Genomic DNA, 19,241 nt, shown 5'->3' with positions numbered 1-19,241 from the left:
GGGTGAGGGTGCCGACGGGCCCGGCCGTACCCGCACAGGGGCTGTAGCGCCCAGGGGGGCCGCCGGTCCCGGGTACGTCCCGGAACCGGCGGCCCCCGGGCCGAGCCGTCAGCCGTGCCAGGAGCGCCACAGCGCCGCGTACGCCCCGTCCGCGGCGACCAGCTCGTCGTGGCTGCCCAGTTCGGCGATACGGCCGTCCTCCACGACGGCGATCACGTCCGCGTCGTGGGCGGTGTGCAGCCGGTGGGCGATGGCGACGACGGTCCGCCCGTCCAGGACCCGGGCCAGGGAGCGCTCCAGGTGACGCGCCGCGCGGGGGTCGAGCAGCGAGGTCGCCTCGTCCAGGACCAGGGTGTGCGGGTCGGCCAGCACCAGCCGGGCCAGCGCGATCTGCTGCGCCTGCGCCGGGGTGAGGGCGAACCCGCCCGAGCCGACCTCGGTGTCGAGGCCGTCCGCCAGCGCCCGCGCCCACCCGTCGGCGTCGACCGCCCCGAGCGCCGCCCACAGCTCGGCGTCTTCGGCGTCGGTGCGGGCCAGCCGCAGGTTGTCGCGCAGGGAACCGACGAACACGTGGTGCTCCTGGTTGACCAGGGCCACGTGGGAGCGGACCCGTTCCGCGGTCATCCGGGACAGCTCCGCGTTGCCGAGGGTGACCCGCCCCTCCCGGGGCGCGTAGATCCCCGCGAGCAGCCGGCCCAGCGTCGACTTGCCCGCGCCGGAGGGGCCCACCAGGGCCAGCCGGGTACCCGGCGGAACCTCCAGGGAGACCGTGCGCAGGACGTCCACACCCTCCCGGTAGCCGAAGTGCACGCCGTCCGCGCGCACCCGGCGCCCGTCGGGGGCCACGTCCGGGTCCCCGGCGTCGGGCTCGATGTCCCGTACGCCGACCAGCCGGGCCAGCGACACCTGCGCGACCTGCAGCTCGTCGTACCAGCGCAGGATGAGCCCGACCGGGTCCACCAGCATCTGCGCGATCAGCGCGGCCGTCGTCAGCTGGCCGACGCCGATCCAGCCTTGCAGCACGAACACCCCGCCGATCATCAGGACCGAGCCGAGCACCGTGACATGGGTGACGTTGATGACCGGGAACAGCACTGAGCGCAGCCACAGCGTGTAGCGCTCCCATGCCGTCCACTCCTCGACCCGCCGATCGGTCAGCGCGACGCGGCGGGGACCGAGGCGGTGCGCCTCCACCGTCCGCCCGGCGTCCACGGTCTCGGCGAGCGCGGCGGCCACCGCCGCGTATCCCGCCGCCTCCGAGCGGTAGGCGCCCGGTGCCCTGCGGAAGTACCAGCGGCACCCGGCCACCAGCAGCGGCACCGCCACCAGCACCGCGGGTGCCAGCTCGGGCGCCGTCACGACCAGGCCGCCCAGCAGCAGGGCCGCCCACACCACACCGATCGCTAGCTGCGGCACGGCCTCGCGCATCGCGTTGCCGAGCCGGTCGATGTCGGTCGTGATCCGCGACAGCAGGTCACCGGTGCCCGCCCGCTCCAGCACGCCCGGCGGCAGCCCGACCGACCGCACCAGGAAGTCCTCGCGCAGGTCCGCCAGCATCCGTTCGCCGAGGGTCGCCCCCCGCAGCCGCACCTGCCGCACGAAGGCCGCCTGGACGACCAGGGCGACCACGAACAGCGAGACGGTCAGCCCCAGGTGCAGCTCCCGCGCGTCGTCCGAGACCCGCTCCACGAGTCCGCCCAGGAGATACGGGCCGGCCATGGAGGCGATCACGGCCACCGTGTTCACGGTGATCAGCAGCAGGAACGCGCGCCGGTGCCGGCGCAGCAGCTCGCTCACGTACGCGCGCACGGTCGCGGGCGCGCCCACCGGCAGCGTGCTGGCCGCGGTCGGAGCCCCCGGGTCGTACGCCGGTGGCGCCACGCCGATCATGCCGTCTCCTCGATCTCTTCGAGTTCTTCCAGTTGCTCCAGTCCGTGCAGGACCTTGTCCGCCCGCGGCCCGCCGTCCTCGCCGCCGTGCCCGGCAGACGCCGTCGCGTCCTCGGTCTCGCGGGTCACCACGGCCCGGTAGCGAGGGTCGGTGCGCACCAGCTCCCGGTGGTCGCCGACCGCCGCGACCGTGTCGCCGTGCAGGAACACCACCCGGTCCGCGCGGTCCAGGAGCAGCGGGGAGGAGGTGAACACGACGGTGGTCCGGCCGGCCCGCAGGTCGCGCACGCCCCGGGCGATGCGGGCCTCGGTGTGGGAGTCGACGGCCGAGGTCGGTTCGTCCAGGACGAGCACCTCCGGGTCCGTGACCAGCGACCGGGCGAGGGCGAGCCGCTGTCGCTGCCCGCCGGACAGCGACCGGCCGCGTTCGGTGATGCGGGCGTCCATCGGGTCCTCGGCGCCCAGCGACCCCTGGACCAGTGCGGCCAGCACGTCCCCGCACTGCGCGGCCTCCAACGCCGCCTCCGGGGCGACCACCCCGGACGCGGGCACGTCGAACAGGTCCCGGAGCGTGCCGGAGAGCAGCACGGGATCCTTGTCCTGCACCAGGACGGCCGTGCGGGCGCTGTCCAGAGGCAGTTCGTCCAGGGGCACCCCGCCGAGCAGCACCGCGCCGCCCTCCTGCGTGGCGTGCCCGCCGAGCCGTTCGGCCAGCCGTCCCGCCGCGTCCGGGTCCCCGCACACCACGGCGGTGAGCCGGCCGGCGGGGGCGAGCAGCCCGGTCTCCGGGTCGTACAGGTCGCCGGCCGGCACCTCGGCGGGACGCGTCCCGCCGGTGTCCGTGGCCCGCTCCAGCGCCAGCACCCGCGCGGCACGCCTGGCCGAGGGACGCGAGAAGGAGTAGGCCATCGCGATCTCCTCGAAATGGCGCAGAGGGAACGTAAGGAGCATCACCGAGCTGTAGACGGTGACCAGTTCACCGACGGTGATCCGGCCCTCGCGGGCCAGGTGGACGCCGTACCAGACCACCGTGACCAGCAGCAGTCCCGGCAGCAGCACCTGCACGGCGGCGATCAGCGACCACATCCGCGCGCTGCGCACGGCGGCGTGACGGACCTCCTGCGAGGCGCGCCGGTACCGGTCGAGGAAGAGGTCCTCGCCGCCGATGCCGCGCAGCACCCGCAGCCCGGCGACGGTGTCCGAGGCGAGCTCGGTGGCCCGTCCGGCCTTCTCGCGCTGGACGTCCGCGCGCCGGGTGGCCCGGGGCAGCAGCGGCAGCACCGCGAGCGCCAGCACGGGCAGTCCCACGGCGACGACGACACCCAGGGCGGGCTGGTAGACGAGGAGGCCGACGGTGACGACGACGATGGTGACCGCGGCGGCGGTGAACCGCGACAGGGCCTCCACGAACCAGCCGATCTTCTCCACGTCACCGGTGGAGACGGCGACGACCTCGCCCGCGGCCACGCGCCGGGTCAGTACGGAGCCCAGCAGGGCGGCCTTGCGGCCCAGCAGCTGCTGCACCCGGGCGGCGGCGGTGATCCAGTTGGTGACGGCGGCGCGGTGCAGGAAGGTGTCGCCGACCGCGACGCCCGCGCCGGCCAGCGCCATCAGGCCGCCGGCCAGTGCGAGCCGGCCGGCGGAGCGGTCGACCGCGGCCTGCACGGCGACACCGACGCAGAACGGCAGCGAGGCCACGGAGAGGAAGTGCAGCAGGCCCCAGGCCAGCGCCTTCAGCTGGCCGGTCAGCTGGTTGCGGAAGAGCCACCGCAGGAATCGAGGGCCCGAGCGCGCGTCGGGCACGCCCGGATCGGCATACGGAAGGTCTTGGATCTGCATGGCGTCCCAGGGGCTCGATCAGGGGCTGCGGTCCGTCAGCGGACGGCGACAGCAAACCGTGACAGGTTGGCTCCGCCGCCCACCGCCCGGCAACCGGTTTTTCCCGGCCACCGGCCCGTGTCCCTCAGGCGTCAGCCGGCCTCGCCGGCCCGCCCTGCGCGGGGGGCCCGGCCGGCCCCTCCGCGCAGGGCGGTGCGGCCGGGCCGTCCACCAGGGTGTTCATCAGCTCGCCGAGCAGCTCCCGCTCCCGCTCGCCCAGCGGGGCGAGGATCTCCTCCGCGGCCGCGCGGCGCACCGCGCGCAGTTCCCGCAGCGCCGCGCGCCCGTCGTCGGTGAGCTCGATGCGGATCACCCGCCGGTTGGCCGGATCGGGGACCCGCCGCACCTTGCCGTGCGCCTCCAGCCCGTCGACCAGGGTGGTGACGGCGCGGGGCACCACCTCCAGCCGCTCCGCGAGGTCGGCCATGCGCGGCGGCGACCCGTAGTGCGCGAGGGTGCGCAGCAGCCGGGACTGGGCAGGAGTGATGCCGAGCTCGCGCCGCTCCAGATGCCGCTTCTGGATGCGGTGCACCCGGCGGGTGAGCCGGAGCAACTGCTCGGCCAGCAGGCCGTCGGGGTCGGGGGCGGTCATGCCCGGAACAATATCAGGACGCCGTTCATTGTGAATATAGGTAACAATGAGCGGGGTCCGCTTCCAGGGCCCGGCCCGCACACTGGATCCGGGCCGTTCCCGGGACCCCGTCCGCCCGCACAGTTCGCAGAGCCCGCCCGCAGAGTTCGCCAAGCCCGCCCGCAGAATCCGCCCACCGGCGGGGCCGCCCCGGCCCCCGGATCCGGCCCGAAGGAGACCATGCACCCCGACCACGTACCCGCCTGGACCCCACCCGCCGGAGCCGAGAAGGAACCCCGGCAGGTGCGGCGCATCCTGAGACTGTTCCGCCCCTACCGTGGCCGCCTCGCGATCGTCGGACTGCTCGTCGGAGCGGCCTCGCTCGTCTCCGTCGCCACACCCTTCCTGCTGAAGGCGATCCTCGACGTCGCCCTGCCCCAGGGCCGCACCGGCCTGCTCAGCCTGCTCGCGCTCGGCATGATCCTCAGCGCGGTGCTCACCAGTGTGTTCGGGGTGCTGCAGACCCTTATCTCGACGACCGTGGGCCAGCGCGTCATGCACGACCTGCGCACCGCCGTCTACGGCCGGCTGCAGCGCATGTCGCTCGCCTTCTTCACCCGCACCCGCACCGGCGAGGTCCAGTCCCGCATCGCCAACGACATCGGCGGCATGCAGGCCACCGTCACCTCGACGGCGACCTCCCTGGTCTCCAACCTCACCAGCGTGGTCGCCACCGTGGTGGCGATGCTCGCGCTCGACTGGCGGCTGACGGTGGTCTCGCTGGTCCTGCTGCCGGTCTTCGTGTGGATCAGCCGCCGCGTCGGCAACGAACGCAGGAAGATCACCACCCGGCGCCAGAAGCAGATGGCCGCGATGGCGGCCACGGTCACCGAGTCGCTCTCGGTCAGCGGCATCCTGCTCGGCCGCACGATGGGCCGCTCCGACTCCCTCACCGCCGCCTTCGCGGAGGAGTCCGAGCGCCTGGTCGACCTGGAGGTGCGGTCGAACATGGCCGGCCGCTGGCGGATGGCGGTCATCACGATCGTCATGGCCGCCATGCCCGCGGTCATCTACTGGACGGCCGGCCTCGCCCTGCACTCGGGAGGCCCCGAGGTGTCGATCGGCACGATCGTCGCCTTCGTCTCGCTCCAGCAGGGCCTGTTCCGCCCGGCGGTGAGCCTGCTGTCCACGGGCGTGCAGATCCAGACATCGCTCGCCCTCTTCCAGCGCATCTTCGAGTACCTCGACCTGCCCGTCGACATCACCGAGCGCGCCGACCCGGTGCGCCTCGACCGGGTCAAGGGCGAGGTCCGCTTCGAGAAGGTCTCGTTCGGCTACGACGGCAAGGGCGGCCCGGTGCTCGACGGCATCGACCTCACCGTCCCGCCGGGCGGAAGCCTCGCCGTCGTCGGCCCGACCGGCGCCGGCAAGTCCACCCTCGGCCACCTCGTCCCCAGGCTGTACGACGTCACGGGCGGCCGGGTCACCCTCGACGGCGTCGACGTCCGCGACCTGGACTTCGACACCCTGGCCCGCGCGGTGGGCGTCGTCTCGCAGGAGACGTACCTCTTCCACGCCACGGTCGCGGACAACCTGCGCTTCGCCAAGCCGGACGCCACCGACGAGGAGCTGCACGCGGCGGCGAAGGCCGCCCAGATCCACGACCACATCGCCGCACTGCCCGACGGGTACGACACCGTCGTCGGTGAGCGCGGCCACCGCTTCTCCGGCGGTGAGAAGCAGCGCCTGGCGATCGCCCGGACCATCCTGCGCGACCCTCCGGTGCTGGTGCTCGACGAGGCCACCAGCGCGCTGGACACCCGTACCGAGGCGGCGGTGCAGGCGGCCATCGACGCGCTGTCGGCCGACCGCACCACGATCACCATCGCCCACCGGCTGTCCACCGTCCGGGGCGCCGGCCAGATCGTCGTCCTCGACTCCGGCCGCGTGGCCGAACGGGGCACCCACGAGGAGCTGCTGGAGCGCGACGGGCGTTACGCGGCCCTCGTGCGCAGGGACGCCCGACTGGAGCCGACAAGATGAAGATATGCCGGTTTTGGGGCGGTATGCGGGTTACCGTGCCCGCATGCAGACGAACACTCCGTCACGGAAATCGATCCGACTGACGCGACGCGGCCGTTTCGCCCTGGCGACACTCGGGGCCGTGGTTGCCGGCACCGCCGTGGCGGTGCCGCTGCTGATCATGAACGGCGACGAGGAGCCCCGCCCGACCACCCTGGTGGTCCCCGCGGGATGGCGGGCGAGCCAGGTGTACGCCGCCATCGACAAGACCCTCGAACTGCCCGCCGGCACCACCAGGAAGTCCCTCGCCAAGGCGGACCTGAAGCTGCCGAACGAGGCCGACGGCAATCCCGAGGGGTACCTCTTCCCGGCCACGTACCCGCTCGCGGACAACACCACGCCGCAGAAGCTGCTGGCCCGCATGGTCGGGACCGCCAACAAGGAGTTCAACGGCGCCCCCGTCGCGGCCGGCGCGCAGCGCAACGCGATGAACGTCTACCAGGCGGTCACCGTCGCCAGCATCGTCCAGGCGGAGGCCGCCACCAAGGCCGACATGGGCAAGGTGGCCCGGGTGATCTTCAACCGGCTGGAGCGCGGGATGCCGCTGCAGATGGACTCCACCGTCGGCTACGCCCTGAACCGCGCCGCCGGGAGCACCACCCGCGCCGACACCGAAGTCGACAGCCCCTACAACTCCTACCGGCGCATGGGGCTGCCGCCGACCCCGATCGCCAACCCGGGCGAGGACGCCGTGCGCGCCGCCATCACCCCCGCCCCGGGCGACTGGCTGTACTTCGTCACGGTGCGGCCGGGGGACACCCGCTTCACCGCGGACTTCGCCCAGCACCAGCGCGACGTGGCCGAGGCCGACGCCGAGCGGAAGAAGTCCGCCGAGAAGTCCGCGCAGCCCTCCCCGGCGTAGCCGCCGCTCACGCCGCGGCCGGCTCCTCGGCCAGCAGCCGCCTGATCTCCCGCACCGCCGCGCGCCCCGCGCGGTTGGCGCCGATGGTGCTGGCCGAGGGCCCGTACCCGACGAGATGGATCCGCGGGTCGGCGACCGCCCGGGTGCCCTCCACGCGGATCCCGCCGCCCGGCTCCCGCAGCCGCAGCGGGGCCAGATGGTCGACGGCGGGCCGGAACCCGGTCGCCCACAGGATCACGTCCGCCGCCACCCCGCGCCCGTCCGCCCACACCACGCCGTCGGGCTCGATGCGGTCGAACATCGGCTGCCGGTCGAGCACGCCGTCCGCCAGGCCCCGCCGGATCGCGTCGTTCAGCGGCAGTCCCGTCACGGAGACGACGCTGCGCGGCGGGAGCCCCTGCCGTACCCGTTCCTCGACGAGCGCCACGGCCTCACGGCCGGCGTTCTCGTCGAAGGGCTCCTCGCGCCAGACCGGCGGCCGCCGGGTCACCCAGGTGGTGGCCGCCGCGTAGGGGGCGATCTCCAGCAGGTGCTGGGTGCCGGAGGCACCGCCGCCCACCACGACCACCCGCAGCCCGGCGAACGCCTCGGGCCCCGGGTACTGCGCGGTGTGCAACTGCCGTCCGCGGAAGGTCTCCTGACCCGGGTAGCGGGGCCAGAACGGGCGGTCCCAGGTGCCGGTCGCGTTGATCAGCGCCCGGGTCGCCCAGGTGCCGTGCGAGGTCTCCACCAGCAGCCGGCCGCCGGAACCCTCACGGACCGCGTGCACGTCCACGGGCCGGCGCACCCGCAGGTCGAACGTGCGCTCGTAACGGTCGAAGTAGGCGCTGATCACCTCGGAGGACGGCCGCAGCGGATCGGCGTCGGTGAGTTCCATGCCGGGCAGCGCGTGCATCCCGTGCACCTTGCCGTACGTCAGGGAGGGCCAGCGGAACTGCCAGGCCCCGCCGGGGCCGGGGGAGTGGTCCAGCACCACGAAGTCGCGGTCCGGCTCCCAGCCGGACCGCCGCAGGTGATAGGCGCTCGACAGCCCGGCCTGACCGGCGCCCGTGACGACCACCTCGACCTCGCGCATGTTGTTCACGTTTCTACCAACGCGGCGGGTGTCGTGGATCTTCCCAGGCGTGCTCCGCCGGGAAGCACGTGCGGTGCGTCAGGATGGAGCACATGTCCGATGCCTTCACCACCCGAGTCCTGACCCTCACCACCGGCTCCGTCGAGCGGGTCGTCGACATCACCCGCGACTGCGAGGCCTTCCTGCGGGAGGCCGCGGCCGGCCGGGACGGCCTGCTCAACGTCTTCGTCCCGCACGCCACCGCCGGCATCGCGATCATCGAGACCGGCGCCGGCAGCGACGACGACCTGCTGTCCGCGCTGCACACCCTGCTCCCCGCCGACGACCGCTGGCAGCACCGCCACGGCAGCCCCGGCCACGGCCGCGACCACGTCCTCCCCGCCTTCGTCCCGCCGCACGCCACGCTCCCCGTGATCAACGGCCGCCTGGAACTGGGCACCTGGCAGTCGGTGTGCCTGGTCGACACCAACAGCGACAACCCCGACCGGCAGGTCCGACTGTCGTTCCTCGGGTAGTTCCGCGACGTCCGTGACCGCGGGGGCGATCTCCGGCCGCCACCGGCCACCTGCCGGACAAGGACGTCCACTGCGCCGACGTCACCCGGAAGTAGCCGCCGGGACGCGGTGCCTCCCGTCAGCGCTCGGCCTCCTCGGCCGACCGGGCCTCAGCCCAGGGACCGCACCACGGTGACCGGGCAGTCCGCATGGTGCAGCAGCGCCTGGCTGACCGAGCCCAGCAGCATCCCGGCGACACCGCCGTGACCGCGCGCCCCGGCCACCACCAGTTGCGCCTCACGCGTCGCCGCCAGCAGGGCGGGCCGCACCCGGGCCCGTTCGAGGCGCGGCTGGACGAGGACCCCCGGATGCGCGTCCATCCAGGGCTTCACCGCCTCCTCCAGCAGCTGCCGGTGCCGGCGTTCGAGCTGGGGGAGGTCCACCACCACGCTCAGCGGATCGGCTGGACTCTCGTACGGGGTGGGCTCGGTCCAGGTGTTCCAGACGTGCATCGCCATCAGCGGCGCCCCACGCAGCTCCGCCTCCGTGAAGGCGAAGGACGCGGCGGCGTTCCCGGCGGGCGAGCCGTCCACGGCCAGCAGAACGGGACCTGGGGGTTCGGGCCGCCCGCGCACCACCATCACCGGGCCGTGCGCGTGCGTCGCCATCTGCAGGGCCGTCGACCCCAGCAGCAGTTCGCGGAACGCGCTCCGGCCACGGCGGCCCAGTACGGTCAGCACCGCGTGCCGCGCCTCGGCCCGCAGTACGGTCAGCGCCTCACCGGACACCACCGTGCGCACGACCTCCAGTTCCGGAAGGCGCTCGTGAACCCGCTGCTCGGCCTCGGCCAGTACCCCGTGGATCATCGGATCCAGGTCCGCGGAGCGTGCGAACGCGTGCACGATCCGCAGGCGCGCACCGCGCAGCCGTGCTTCCTCAGCCGCCATGTCGACGGCGTCGAGGCTGGAGGGCGAGCCGTCCACCCCGACGATCACCGTGTCGTCCACCACACACTCCCGTCCCCGGAAGGTGCCACCGAGTACCCCCGCCGGACGCCCGGTACGCGTCCGTTTTCCGGTCGATTGTCCGGAGCGCCCCGCTGACCTGGGACAACACGTAGTCCTCCGAGATCCTTGCCGTGGCTCCCGGGGCTGTCCATCCGTGGCAACACCCATGTTCCGGCCGATTGGCGGGATGGCACCATTACGTCGGTGAGGGTCGCAACCCGGTGCCGTGCGACGGTCCGTTGAGCCCCACGCGTCGGACGACATGAGAAGAACGGGAAGGGGACGGGCTGTGCCTGCTCCACGGATGAGCGCGACACCGCTGCCGGGCATCGGTGTGAAATACGATCTCACCACGCGTGAGCACGAGCACCTGTCCGTCATCGCGCACCGCGACGGTGCCCGGACGGTCAACGTGTACCGCTCCGACGACCCGGACGCCTGCGCCCGCTCGATGCGGCTGAGCACCGCCGAGTCGGCCGCGCTGATCGACGCGCTGATGCCGGCCCACCACAGCCCGAACCTGCTGCACACCACGGACCTGGGGCTGGTCGCCGAGCGTATCGAGCTGTCCTCCGTCTCCTACTGGAACGGGCGGCTGCTGGGCGAGACCCGGATGCGTACCGACACGGGAGTGTCGATCGTGGCCGTGCTGCGCAGGGCGGAGGCCATCCCCTCCCCGCCGCCGGACTTCCGGCTGGCCGGCGGGGACACCCTGATCGTGATCGGCACGCGCGAGGGCGTCGACGCCGCCGCCGAGATCCTCGGGCGGGAGTGAGCGCGTGCACTCTTCCGCGATCTTCCTCATCGAGTTCGGCGCGATCATCCTGGGCCTCGGCCTGCTCGGCCGCCTCGCCGGACGCCTCCAGTTCTCGCCCATCCCCCTGTACCTGCTGGCCGGCCTCGCGTTCGGCGAGGGCGGTCTGCTGCCGCTCGGCGCCAGCGAGGAGTTCGTGGCGATCGGCGCCGAGATCGGCGTCATCCTGCTGCTGCTCATGCTCGGCCTCGAGTACACGGCCACCGACCTCGTCTCCAACCTCAAGACGCAGTACCCCGCCGGTCTCGTCGACATGACGCTCAACGCCCTGCCCGGCGCCGCCCTCGCCCTGCTCATGGGCTGGGGGCCGGTCGCCGCCGTGGTGCTGGCGGGCGTCACCTGGATCTCCTCGTCCGGCGTCATCGCCAAGGTCCTCGGCGACCTCGGCCGGCTCGGCAACAGAGAGACTCCGGTCATCCTCAGCATCCTGGTTCTCGAGGACCTGGCGATGGCCGTCTACCTGCCGATCATCACCGCGCTGCTGGCCGGCGTCAGCCTCGCCGCGGGCAGCGTCACCCTCGCCATCGCGCTGGGCGTCGCCGGGCTCGTGCTCTTCGTCGCCGTCCGCTACGGCCGCGTGATCTCCCGCTTCGTCTCCAGCGACGACCCCGAGAAGCTGCTGCTCGTCGTGCTCGGCCTGACCCTGCTGGTCGCCGGTCTCGCCCAGCAGCTCCAGGTGTCGGCCGCCGTGGGCGCGTTCCTCGTCGGCATCGCCCTGTCCGGTGAGGTCGCCGAGGGCGCGCACAACCTGCTGGCGCCGCTGCGCGACCTGTTCGCCGCGGTGTTCTTCGTCTTCTTCGGCCTGCACACCGACCCGCAGTCCATCCCGCCGGTCATCCTCCCGGCGCTCGGCCTGGCCGTGGTCACCGCGCTCACGAAGATCGCCACCGGCTACTGGGCGGCCCGCCGGGCCGGCATCTCGCAGAAGGGCCGCTGGCGCGCGGGCGGCACCCTGGTGGCGCGCGGCGAGTTCTCCATCGTCATCGCCGGCCTCGCGGTCACCGCCGGCATCGAGCCCCAGCTCGGCCCGCTGGCCACGGCGTACGTCCTGGTCCTGGTCGTGCTCGGTCCGCTCACCGCCCGCTACACGGAGCCGATCGCGCTGCGCCTGGCCGGGCGCGGCACGACCCCGCCCGACACGATGCTGGCCCAGCGCTCGACGCCCGCCGCGGAGACGCTGGAGCCGATGGAGGACAGCGGCCGCGACCGCTGACCCCGCACCGCACCCGCACCACCGGCCCGGACAGCCCCGCGAGGGACTGCCCGGGCCGACGCGCGTCGCGGGGGCTCAGTCGGCCAGGCGCACCGGCATCAGCAGGGAGAAGGCGTGCTCGTCGTCGGGCCGGCGGATCGCGAGCGGCGCCGTGGGGGCGCCGAACTCCAGGACCAGCCGGTCGCGGGCTCCCGCGGCCAGCGCGTCCAGCAGGAACGCCCGGTTCACGGCGACGGGGTCCTTGGCGTCCGCCCCCTCCGGGACCGGGGCGACCCGTCCGCCGTCCGACACCTCCAGCACCGTCAGCTCACGGCTCACCGCGTTCCCCTCGTCCTCGTGCAGCCGGACGGGACCCGTGCGCACCGCCTCGGTGAGGGCCGGCACGTCCACCTCGGCACGCCGTCCGGCCGGCAGCCGCACCAGCCGGCGGTAGTCGGGGAAGTCCTGGTCCAGACACCGGCCGCCGGTCTGCCGGTCGCCCGCCTCCAGAGTCACGCGGCCGCCGTCCAGCAGGAGGCGGGCCTCGTCCGTGCCGTCCAGCAGCGCCCGCATCGCGTCGACGAGGGGGAGCGGCACGGTCGCCCGCACCCGCTCTCCTCGATGTCCCTCGGCGGCGGTGCGGGCCACGGCCATCCGGTACCGGTCCGTCGCCACCACACTCAGGGCGTCACCCTCCGCGTCGAGATGGACGCCGGCGAGCACCGGCAGTTCCGGGTCGGTGCCGGCCGCGAAGCGGACCGTGTCCAGCGCGGTGGACAGCCCGGGGCCGGAGACGGACAGCCGGACGGCGGTGCCGGCGTGGGGTGAGGTCATGGGGTTCTCCCTGTCGTCGAGTAGGGCTCGGAGCGCGGAGAACTCGGCGCGGGCGGACGACAGCCCGTCCTCCAGCCGGCGCAGATGCGCCTCCAGGAGCTGTCGTACGAGATCGGTGTCGGCGGCCGTCCAGCCGGCCAGGACCAGCCGGATGTCCGCCAGCGGCATGCCGGCCCGGCGCAACCGGGCCAGCACCCGTGCCTCGCCGAGCTGCTCCGGCGCGTACCAGCGGTAGCCCGTGACCGGGTCGACCCGGTCGGGCACCAGGACACCGGCACGGTCGTAGAACCGCAGGGCGCTGACGCCCAGCCCGCTGTCGCGGGCCATCTCACCAATGCTGCGCATTTCGCTCTCCACACCCCGGACCCTGCTGCCTCGACAAGGTCGAGGGTCAAACCCCGCCAGGCGCACCCCTGCGGGGGGCCCGCCACGGCACGTACGGCCGCACGGGTGACGGTGTCACCCGCACGGGCGGAGGTGGAACCCACGGCGTACCACCGGCGCGCGGCGGCGCGTTGCCCCTGCATGGACAGCACTGAGACGGCGCGGCGCCTTCTCGGGCACGACGCCGTGAGCCGGACCCGGCCGTACGCGCGACTGACCGGCGGTCACGTGGCGAACACACCGATCTACGCGGAACTCGTCGCGGAATGGCGGGCGAAGGGCCACACGGTCCCGGGGCACCGGGACGGGATGTGGGCCTCGTTCGCAGCCGAGACCCCGGGCGACCGCGCCCCGGTGCCCGCCGTGCCGTTCCGTATCCCCGTCCCGCTGCTGTCCCCGGAGGCTCCCGGGGAAGAGGGGCCGCGGCCGGACGTCACCAACGGTCCGCCACCGCCGGATCCGCGCTGACCGGGGCGAGCACCGCGAGCGTGCCGGTCGCCCGGCGCAGCGCCCGCTCCAGCGGCTCCGCCGCGTGCAGGGTGCCGTTGCCGTCCGGCGGGACCAGCCACTCGAGGCGTCCGGCGGGCCGGTACGGAGGCGGCACGGCCACCCACGAGCCCCGGCTCACGTGCCGCACGCCGAACCCCACCCACTCGCTCCCGGGGTCGGGTGGCAGGAAGAACCCCACGCGGCGTGCCGTGACGTCCACCAGCGTGGGGCCGGGCAGTTCGAGCGGATCCTGCCACAGCAGGTCCAGGGCCAGCAGCCCGAGACGGTCGGGCACGCTCAGCACGTCCCAGTAGCGGCCCGCCGCGAGCAGCGCCGTCCCCTGGCCGCGGTCCCACTGGCGCTTGCATTCCTGCGGGTCCGTGGCGGCCGCGGCCAGCCACTCGACGGCCTGCTTCCACCTGACGCTGTGCATGTCCCACCCCGGGCACGGTCGGCCGCGCCGCTCCGGGCGCGTGCGGTAGCGCCATATGTTCGTAGATATTTCTATCCATCGGAAGGGGTGGAGCGGATCGACGTTCACGGCGGGCACGCGGGCGGCCGCCCGGGACGGGACGGAAACACCCCCGGGACCGGGAACCGGCCGGGGGTGTCCGAGGGTCTCGGCGGGACGTCAGTCGTCCTGCTCCGCGCGCTCCGCGTCGCGCTTCTTGAGCCGGGCCGTCTCCTTGCGGACCTCGGCCTGGGTGGCGCGCTCACGCTCCAGCCACTCGGGGCGCTCCTGCTTCAGCGCCTCGATCTGCTCGGTGGTCAGCGGCTCGGTCACTCCGCCGCGCGCCAGACCGGAGATGGAGACGCCCAGCTTGGCCGCGACCACGGGGCGCGGGTGCGGTCCGTCACGCCGGAGGTCGCGCAGCCACTGCGGCGGATCGGTCTGGAGCGCGTTCAGTTCCGCACGTGAGACGACACCCTCCTGGAACTCGGCGGGGGTGGCCTCGAGGTACACACCCAGTTTCTTCGCCGCGGTCGCGGGCTTCATCGTCTGGGTGCTCTGGTGCTGCGTCATGGCGTCCAGGGTATCGAGCGTGTGCACGGCCACCGACCACGGCCGGTAACCTGGCCAGGTGACAGGCTCGGAAGTGTCCCCCTCGTTCCGGCTCGTGTACGTACCCGGTGTGATGCCCGACAAATGGGTGCGCGTCTGGAACGAGCGGCAGCCCGACGTCCCGCTGACCCTCACCCAGGTGCCCGTCGGCACGGCGCAGGGGCTGCTGTTGGACGGCGGCGCCGACGCGGGCCTCGTCCGGCTCCCCGTCGACCGGAGCGTGCTCAGCGCCATCCCCCTCTACACCGAGCAGACGGTGGTGGTGGTCCCCAAGGACCACCTGGTCACCGCGGCCGACTCGGTGACCCTGGCGGATCTCGCGGACGACATCGTGCTGCACCCGCTCGACGACGTGCTCGACTGGGAGACCCTGCCCGGGCGGCCCGCCCTGGAGCGCCCCGCCACCACGGCCGACGCGGTCGAGCTGGTCGCGGCCGGGATCGGCGTGCTCGTCGTGCCGCTGTCGCTTGCCCGGCTGCACCACCGCAAGGACCTCGCCCACCGCCCGCTGGAGGAGGCTCCCGCGTCGAGTGTGGCGCTGTCCTGGCCGGAGGGGGAGACCACGGACCTGGTGGAGGACTTCATCGGGATCGTGCGCGGCCGGACCGTCAACAGCACCCGCGGCCGCCGGCCGCAGCCGGCGCCGGAGAAGAAGCGCGAAGGCGCCGACCGGGCTGGCGAGGGCCGTCGCCGGCAGCCGCCCGCCGGGGCCGGCGGACGGGGCCGCCGGGCGGGAACCGGCGGCACGGCGAAGAACCCGCGGCGGGGCAAGCCGCGCCGCAGGTCCTGACCGTGGTCCGCGACCGCCCTACCGCACCGTCGGGGACGGCGACGGCGCCGGGGAAGCCGTGTTGAGGTCCTCCAGCTCCTTGGGGATCGGCAGGGACAGCACCGGCGCTCCCGCCTGCGGCGCCGGCGGGGTCACCTGCTCCCTGGGCATCTTCGGCGGGCTGGTCTGCTGGAAGTTGACCTGCTCGTGATTGACCAGCCCCGTCTTCTCCAGCACCGTGATGTGGTCGAGCACGGTGTCGTTGGCCTGGTCCGCGAGCTGCCGGATCAGCGTGTTGCGGGTGTTGGCCCGGATGTTGGCGATGGCGGGGAAGATCTGCCCGTGGGTCACCCGCATGATGTTCACCGCCGTGGAGTCGAACTCCTTGCCGTTCGTGGCCTTGACCGTCTCCACGAAGCCCTGCTGTTGCGGTGACGCCTGGTTCGGCAGCGTGATTCCGAGCTCCAGGGCGATTCTGCGGCAGCTGGCGTCCAGCCGGCCGTGGCCGACGACCAGGTGCTCGCCCGCCTCCTTCATCTCGGGCGTCGTACCCCGCTCCATCGCCAGCAGCCCCAGGGGGTGCTCCCACAGTCCGGCCGCGCGCACCTTCACCACGAAGTCACGGTCCGCCTCGGTCAGCGGGCCGTAGTTGGTGTTGGCGACCACCCGGTCCGGCTTGGTGGAAGTGGTCTGTACGCCCAGCATGGTGGGATAGGCCAGCGCGGTGAGGGTGAGGATCATGGCTCCGCCCACGAACGCGGTTCCTGCCGTGCTGCGCGAGATGCGCATCGTGCCTCCTGGGATAAGAACGGCCCAACACCAGGAAGTACGGACGGAGAGCGCGTAACAATCACCGTTCCGGAAACAATTTTCGGCCGCGTCGGAGCGACGCGGCCGGGGCACCGCCCGGACGCGTCAGGGGCGTCGGTCCCATGCGGCCAGCCAGTCGAGCGCGGCCAACGCAGTGAACTCGGCCTGGCCGCCGCGCAGGAGCAGACCGGCCGTGGCGAACTCGGGCGTCTCCGCCTGCGCGGCGACGTAGGGGACGGCGATGCAGCGCATCCCGGCCGCGTGCGCCGCCGCCGCGCCCGGGGCCGCGTCCTCGACCACCACGCAGTCCGCGGGCTGCGCGCCGAGCCTGCGCGCCGCCTCCAGGAAGACGTCCGGGGCCGGTTTGCCGTGGGGGACCTCGTCGGCCGAGACGACGGTGCGCAGATACGCGTCCAGGCCGGTGCCGGAGAGGATCGCGTCGATCGCCTCGGCCGACGAACCCGACGCCACGGCCAGCGGGACACCCTCGCCCGCCAGCCGCTCCACGAAGGCGCGCATCTGCGGGAACACGTCCGTCTTCGTGCGGGCCAGTTCGAGGTAGTGGCGGTTCTTCACCGCGACCAGCTCGTCCACCGTCGCGGACAGTCCGTACCGGCTGCGCCAGTCGGTGATCGTCTCGCGGGTGCTGATGCCGACGTAGCGCTCGTGCTCCGCCCAGGAGAAGTCCGGGACGCCGTACTCGGCGAGCGTCCGGCGGCCCGCCTCGAAGTAGTTCGGCTCGCTGTCCACGAGTGTTCCGTCGAGATCGAAGACGACCGCGAGGGTGCCGAGTGCGCTCATGGGTCCAGCATGGCAGGGGCTACTTCCGTGCCGTCCGGCCGATCGACTCGACCAGCGGCAGCAGCCGGTACGGGACGCGTTCCCGCAGTGCCACCTCGCTGCGGGTGCGGACCACGCCGGGCAGTCCGATCAGCTTCTGGATCACGTCCTCCAGGTGGGCGTTGTCGCGGGCCACCACCCGGGTCAGCAGGTCGCCGCCCCCGGTGATCGAGAACGCCTCCACGATCTCCGGCACGGCAGCCAGTGCGTCCCCCACCTCGTCGAGGTGCCCCTGGGTGACCTCGATGTGGACGAACGCCAGCACGGGGTGGCCCAGCGCGGCGGGGGAGAGGGCCGGACCGGTGCCGGTGATCACGCCCTCGCGCTCCATGCGGTCCAGCCGCGCCTGGAGCGTGCCGCGCGCGACGCCCAGGATCCGGGCGTACTCGCGCACGCTGGTGCGCGGCTGCTCCAGCAGCAGCCGCAGGATGCGGGTGTCCAGTTCGTCCACGGCCACGAGGTCGTCGCTCCGGAGTCGGCCATTGGCACGGAGGTGGCCGTAGAGATGCCGGAACGACTGTACCAACGGCTCAGTCCATCGGGAGTCGGTTGAGCCAGTGGCGGCAAGGATGCTGATATGGGTGTGTCGATGGCGCTGCGGACCCGCGGCGCCTTTTTCGTGCCACGACACATGTCGTACGAATCCCAGGGGGCGGTAGGTGCTGAAGAAGGTGTTCATGGCTCCGGATCCGGGCCGGATCCGGCTGCGATTCGCGGCGCGGGCCGTGCTCGGCATCGGGCTGGCCGTCGTCGTCTGCGGCCTCGCCGGGCACTCGCTCACCGGCGCGATCACCGGCGGGCTGGCCGCGCTCCTCGCCCTGTTCACCGTCACCGACGCGACCGTCCGCGGGCAGGCCGTCACCACGGCGCTGCTGCCCGCCGCCGGCCTGCCCGTGCTCGCCGCCGCCGCGCTGCTCCAGGACCAGCCGGTCGCCCGCGACCTCGCCTTCCTCGCCGTGGTCGGGCTGGGCGTGTACGCCAGGCGCTGGGGACCCCGTGGGCACAGCCTGGGCGTCTTCGCCTTCATGACCTACTTCGCGGCGCAGTTCCTGCACCCCGACACCGCCCAGCTCCCCGAGCTGTGCGTCTCCATGCTGCTGTCCGTGGGGATGGCGGCGGCGGTGCGGTTCGGGCTGTGGTGCTACGAGCGCCGGCTGCCCCCGGCGGCCGTGCCGGCACCGCCCGGCGGTACGGGGCTGGCCCGCATCACCACCCGCCAGGCGGTCCAGGCGACCGCCGGCTCCGGCTTCGCCCTGCTCATGGGCCAGCTGGTGTCCGGGGAACGCTGGTACTGGGCGGTGGGCGCCACCTGGTGGGTCTTCGTCAACACCACCTCGCGCGGCGAAACCCTGGTGCGCGGCTTCCGCCGGGTGCTGGGCACGGTCGTCGGCGCCGGACTCGCGCTGCTCGTCGCCGTCCCCGCGCACGGCGACGGACCGGTTACGGCCCTGGTCGTCGCCGTCTCCGTCTTCGGCATCTTCTACACGGCGGCCGTCTCGTACACGTGGATGATGCTCTGGGTGACGGTGCTCGCCGCCATGCTCTACGGCCTCCTCGGTGTACTCACGCCGGCCCTGCTGGGCCTGCGGATGGTGGAGACCGGCGTCGGTGCGCTGGGTGCCGCCCTGGCGGTGGTGTTCGTGCTGCCGGTGTCCACCCACAGCGTCACCGACGCCTGGATCCAGCGGGCGCTGCGCTGCGTCCACGCCTGCACCGCGCAGACGGCCGCACGGCTGGCCGGTGCACCGGACGCCGACCCGGCGCCCACGGTCACGGAGCTGGAGCAGCTCCTCGCCCGGGTACGCCTGTCGGTGGCGCCGCTCGTGCACCCGCTCAACCCCATGCTCGGCCGCAAGCGGCGGGCGCGCCGGGTGCTCGCCCTGCTCGACGACTGCGCCCGGGAGATCCGCGGCCTCGTCGCCGTCGCCGGCGACCCGGAGGCCTCGCACGACGCCCGCCTGGCGGCGGCCTGCTGGCGCGTGGAGGCGGCCGTCGAGGCCCTCACGGGCGGCCGGGACATCGAGGTCCGCACGGCCCCGCCCGCGACGGAACCGGCCCTGGCCCACCTCCACAGCCTGGAACGTGCCCTCGCCGAACTCTCCACCCCCCTCCGCACCCCACCGGGCTCCCCCCTCGTAGGCACCTGACCCGCCCGCCCCACCGGCCCGCTTCCATGGGGCCTGGGCCA

Annotated in this window: 19 protein-coding genes; 8 read left to right on the top strand and 11 right to left on the bottom strand. The window is 73.5% G+C overall.

Annotated features, from left to right (window positions below; all coding sequences use genetic code 11):
- Positions 1-108 precede the first annotated feature (108 nt).
- From ACIF8S_RS15990 to ACIF8S_RS15980, 3 genes are all read right to left on the bottom strand, one after another.
- Positions 109-1,890: an ABC transporter ATP-binding protein gene (locus ACIF8S_RS15990; RefSeq protein WP_399999723.1), complete on the bottom strand. Its 1,782-nt coding sequence runs from the start codon at positions 1,888-1,890 to the stop codon at positions 109-111.
- Positions 1,887-3,728, bottom strand: coding sequence for an ABC transporter transmembrane domain-containing protein (locus ACIF8S_RS15985; RefSeq protein ID WP_399999722.1), 1,842 nt, complete (start codon positions 3,726-3,728; stop codon positions 1,887-1,889). Before ACIF8S_RS15985 ends, ACIF8S_RS15990 begins: the two co-directional genes overlap by 4 nt.
- A 124-nt stretch (positions 3,729-3,852) precedes the next feature.
- On the bottom strand, positions 3,853-4,359 hold the full coding sequence (locus tag ACIF8S_RS15980) for a MarR family winged helix-turn-helix transcriptional regulator (RefSeq protein WP_399999721.1): 507 nt from the start codon (positions 4,357-4,359) through the stop codon (positions 3,853-3,855).
- Between the two features lie 219 nt (positions 4,360-4,578).
- Between ACIF8S_RS15980 and ACIF8S_RS15975 the strand changes: the two genes are divergently transcribed.
- Positions 4,579-6,381 (top strand): ABC transporter ATP-binding protein, encoded by a 1,803-nt coding sequence (locus ACIF8S_RS15975; RefSeq protein ID WP_399999720.1) that lies wholly within the window; start codon positions 4,579-4,581, stop codon positions 6,379-6,381.
- Between the two features lie 43 nt (positions 6,382-6,424).
- The gene (gene mltG / locus ACIF8S_RS15970) at positions 6,425-7,282 is read left to right on the top strand and encodes an endolytic transglycosylase MltG (protein ID WP_399999719.1); all 858 of its coding nucleotides are present in this window, start codon (positions 6,425-6,427) and stop codon (positions 7,280-7,282) included.
- Positions 7,283-7,289: 7 nt separating this feature from the next.
- On the opposite strand, the gene ACIF8S_RS15965 is transcribed toward mltG, so the two are convergent.
- Positions 7,290-8,357, bottom strand: coding sequence for an NAD(P)-binding domain-containing protein (locus ACIF8S_RS15965; RefSeq protein WP_399999718.1), 1,068 nt, complete (start codon positions 8,355-8,357; stop codon positions 7,290-7,292).
- Between the two features lie 92 nt (positions 8,358-8,449).
- Here ACIF8S_RS15965 and ACIF8S_RS15960 point away from each other — a divergent pair, with 92 nt between their 5' ends.
- Positions 8,450-8,872: a secondary thiamine-phosphate synthase enzyme YjbQ gene (locus ACIF8S_RS15960; protein WP_399999717.1), complete on the top strand. Its 423-nt coding sequence runs from the start codon at positions 8,450-8,452 to the stop codon at positions 8,870-8,872.
- A gap of 149 nt (positions 8,873-9,021) precedes the next feature.
- On the opposite strand, the gene ACIF8S_RS15955 is transcribed toward ACIF8S_RS15960, so the two are convergent.
- Positions 9,022-9,858: a universal stress protein gene (locus tag ACIF8S_RS15955; protein ID WP_399999716.1), complete on the bottom strand. Its 837-nt coding sequence runs from the start codon at positions 9,856-9,858 to the stop codon at positions 9,022-9,024.
- Between the two features lie 304 nt (positions 9,859-10,162).
- Between ACIF8S_RS15955 and ACIF8S_RS15950 the strand changes: the two genes are divergently transcribed.
- Together ACIF8S_RS15950 and ACIF8S_RS15945 are read left to right on the top strand one after the other, a co-directional pair.
- Entirely contained in the window at positions 10,163-10,633 is a 471-nt protein-coding gene (locus ACIF8S_RS15950; protein WP_037722747.1) for a cation:proton antiporter regulatory subunit, read from the top strand.
- Between the two features lie 4 nt (positions 10,634-10,637).
- A complete protein-coding gene (locus tag ACIF8S_RS15945; RefSeq protein WP_349799566.1) occupies positions 10,638-11,885 on the top strand; it encodes a cation:proton antiporter in 1,248 nt (415 codons plus the stop codon).
- A gap of 75 nt (positions 11,886-11,960) precedes the next feature.
- On the opposite strand, the gene ACIF8S_RS15940 is transcribed toward ACIF8S_RS15945, so the two are convergent.
- Positions 11,961-13,043: a MerR family transcriptional regulator gene (locus ACIF8S_RS15940; protein ID WP_399999715.1), complete on the bottom strand. Its 1,083-nt coding sequence runs from the start codon at positions 13,041-13,043 to the stop codon at positions 11,961-11,963.
- A 180-nt stretch (positions 13,044-13,223) separates the two neighbouring features.
- On the opposite strand from ACIF8S_RS15940, the gene ACIF8S_RS15935 reads away from it, so the two are divergent.
- Positions 13,224-13,550, top strand: a complete 327-nt coding sequence (locus ACIF8S_RS15935; protein ID WP_399999714.1) for a hypothetical protein — start codon at positions 13,224-13,226, stop codon at positions 13,548-13,550.
- Here ACIF8S_RS15935 and ACIF8S_RS15930 read toward each other — a convergent pair.
- Positions 13,516-14,004 carry a hypothetical protein gene (locus ACIF8S_RS15930; protein WP_024884983.1) on the bottom strand — a complete coding sequence of 163 codons (489 nt, stop codon included), beginning with the start codon at positions 14,002-14,004 and terminating at the stop codon, positions 13,516-13,518. The two genes, ACIF8S_RS15935 and ACIF8S_RS15930, sit on opposite strands and share 35 nt — an antisense overlap.
- A 198-nt stretch (positions 14,005-14,202) precedes the next feature.
- A complete protein-coding gene (locus tag ACIF8S_RS15925; protein WP_349799558.1) occupies positions 14,203-14,595 on the bottom strand; it encodes a DUF5997 family protein in 393 nt (130 codons plus the stop codon).
- A 58-nt stretch (positions 14,596-14,653) separates the two neighbouring features.
- On the opposite strand from ACIF8S_RS15925, the gene ACIF8S_RS15920 reads away from it, so the two are divergent.
- A complete protein-coding gene (locus ACIF8S_RS15920; protein ID WP_399999713.1) occupies positions 14,654-15,424 on the top strand; it encodes a LysR family substrate-binding domain-containing protein in 771 nt (256 codons plus the stop codon).
- 18 nt (positions 15,425-15,442) lie between these two features.
- Here ACIF8S_RS15920 and ACIF8S_RS15915 read toward each other — a convergent pair whose 3' ends face one another.
- From ACIF8S_RS15915 to ACIF8S_RS15905, 3 genes are all read right to left on the bottom strand, one after another.
- Complete coding sequence (locus ACIF8S_RS15915; protein ID WP_399999712.1) at positions 15,443-16,192, bottom strand: DUF4142 domain-containing protein; 750 nt, start codon at positions 16,190-16,192, stop codon at positions 15,443-15,445.
- A 126-nt stretch (positions 16,193-16,318) separates the two neighbouring features.
- Positions 16,319-17,014, bottom strand: coding sequence for an HAD family hydrolase (locus tag ACIF8S_RS15910; protein WP_399999711.1), 696 nt, complete (start codon positions 17,012-17,014; stop codon positions 16,319-16,321).
- Positions 17,015-17,033: 19 nt separating this feature from the next.
- Positions 17,034-17,510 (bottom strand): Lrp/AsnC family transcriptional regulator, encoded by a 477-nt coding sequence (locus tag ACIF8S_RS15905; RefSeq protein ID WP_399999710.1) that lies wholly within the window; start codon positions 17,508-17,510, stop codon positions 17,034-17,036.
- Positions 17,511-17,712: 202 nt separating this feature from the next.
- Between ACIF8S_RS15905 and ACIF8S_RS15900 the strand changes: the two genes are divergently transcribed.
- On the top strand, positions 17,713-19,200 hold the full coding sequence (locus tag ACIF8S_RS15900; protein ID WP_399999709.1) for an FUSC family protein: 1,488 nt from the start codon (positions 17,713-17,715) through the stop codon (positions 19,198-19,200).
- Positions 19,201-19,241 lie beyond the last annotated feature (41 nt).

Origin of the sequence: Streptomyces sp. NPDC085937, from assembly GCF_044540535.1 — a bacterium.
Classification (GTDB): Bacteria; Actinomycetota; Actinomycetes; order Streptomycetales; family Streptomycetaceae; genus Streptomyces.
This window is presented reverse-complemented; position numbering and strand designations above follow the sequence as displayed.

Bases quoted from the DNA above. Each gene is read 5' to 3' on its own strand.
- ACIF8S_RS15990 (WP_399999723.1), bottom strand. From the start codon at position 1,890: ATGATCGGCGTGGCGCCACCGGCGTACGACCCGGGGGCTCCGACCGCG.
- ACIF8S_RS15985 (WP_399999722.1), bottom strand. From the start codon at position 3,728: ATGCAGATCCAAGACCTTCCGTATGCCGATCCGGGCGTGCCCGACGCG.
- ACIF8S_RS15980 (WP_399999721.1), bottom strand. From the start codon at position 4,359: ATGACCGCCCCCGACCCCGACGGCCTGCTGGCCGAGCAGTTGCTCCGG.
- ACIF8S_RS15975 (WP_399999720.1), top strand. From the start codon at position 4,579: ATGCACCCCGACCACGTACCCGCCTGGACCCCACCCGCCGGAGCCGAG.
- mltG (WP_399999719.1), top strand. From the start codon at position 6,425: ATGCAGACGAACACTCCGTCACGGAAATCGATCCGACTGACGCGACGC.
- ACIF8S_RS15965 (WP_399999718.1), bottom strand. From the start codon at position 8,357: ATGCGCGAGGTCGAGGTGGTCGTCACGGGCGCCGGTCAGGCCGGGCTG.
- ACIF8S_RS15960 (WP_399999717.1), top strand. From the start codon at position 8,450: ATGTCCGATGCCTTCACCACCCGAGTCCTGACCCTCACCACCGGCTCC.
- ACIF8S_RS15950 (WP_037722747.1), top strand. From the start codon at position 10,163: ATGAGCGCGACACCGCTGCCGGGCATCGGTGTGAAATACGATCTCACC.
- ACIF8S_RS15940 (WP_399999715.1), bottom strand. From the start codon at position 13,043: ATGCGCAGCATTGGTGAGATGGCCCGCGACAGCGGGCTGGGCGTCAGC.
- ACIF8S_RS15935 (WP_399999714.1), top strand. From the start codon at position 13,224: ATGGACAGCACTGAGACGGCGCGGCGCCTTCTCGGGCACGACGCCGTG.
- ACIF8S_RS15930 (WP_024884983.1), bottom strand. From the start codon at position 14,004: ATGCACAGCGTCAGGTGGAAGCAGGCCGTCGAGTGGCTGGCCGCGGCC.
- ACIF8S_RS15925 (WP_349799558.1), bottom strand. From the start codon at position 14,595: ATGACGCAGCACCAGAGCACCCAGACGATGAAGCCCGCGACCGCGGCG.
- ACIF8S_RS15915 (WP_399999712.1), bottom strand. From the start codon at position 16,192: ATGCGCATCTCGCGCAGCACGGCAGGAACCGCGTTCGTGGGCGGAGCC.
- ACIF8S_RS15910 (WP_399999711.1), bottom strand. From the start codon at position 17,014: ATGAGCGCACTCGGCACCCTCGCGGTCGTCTTCGATCTCGACGGAACA.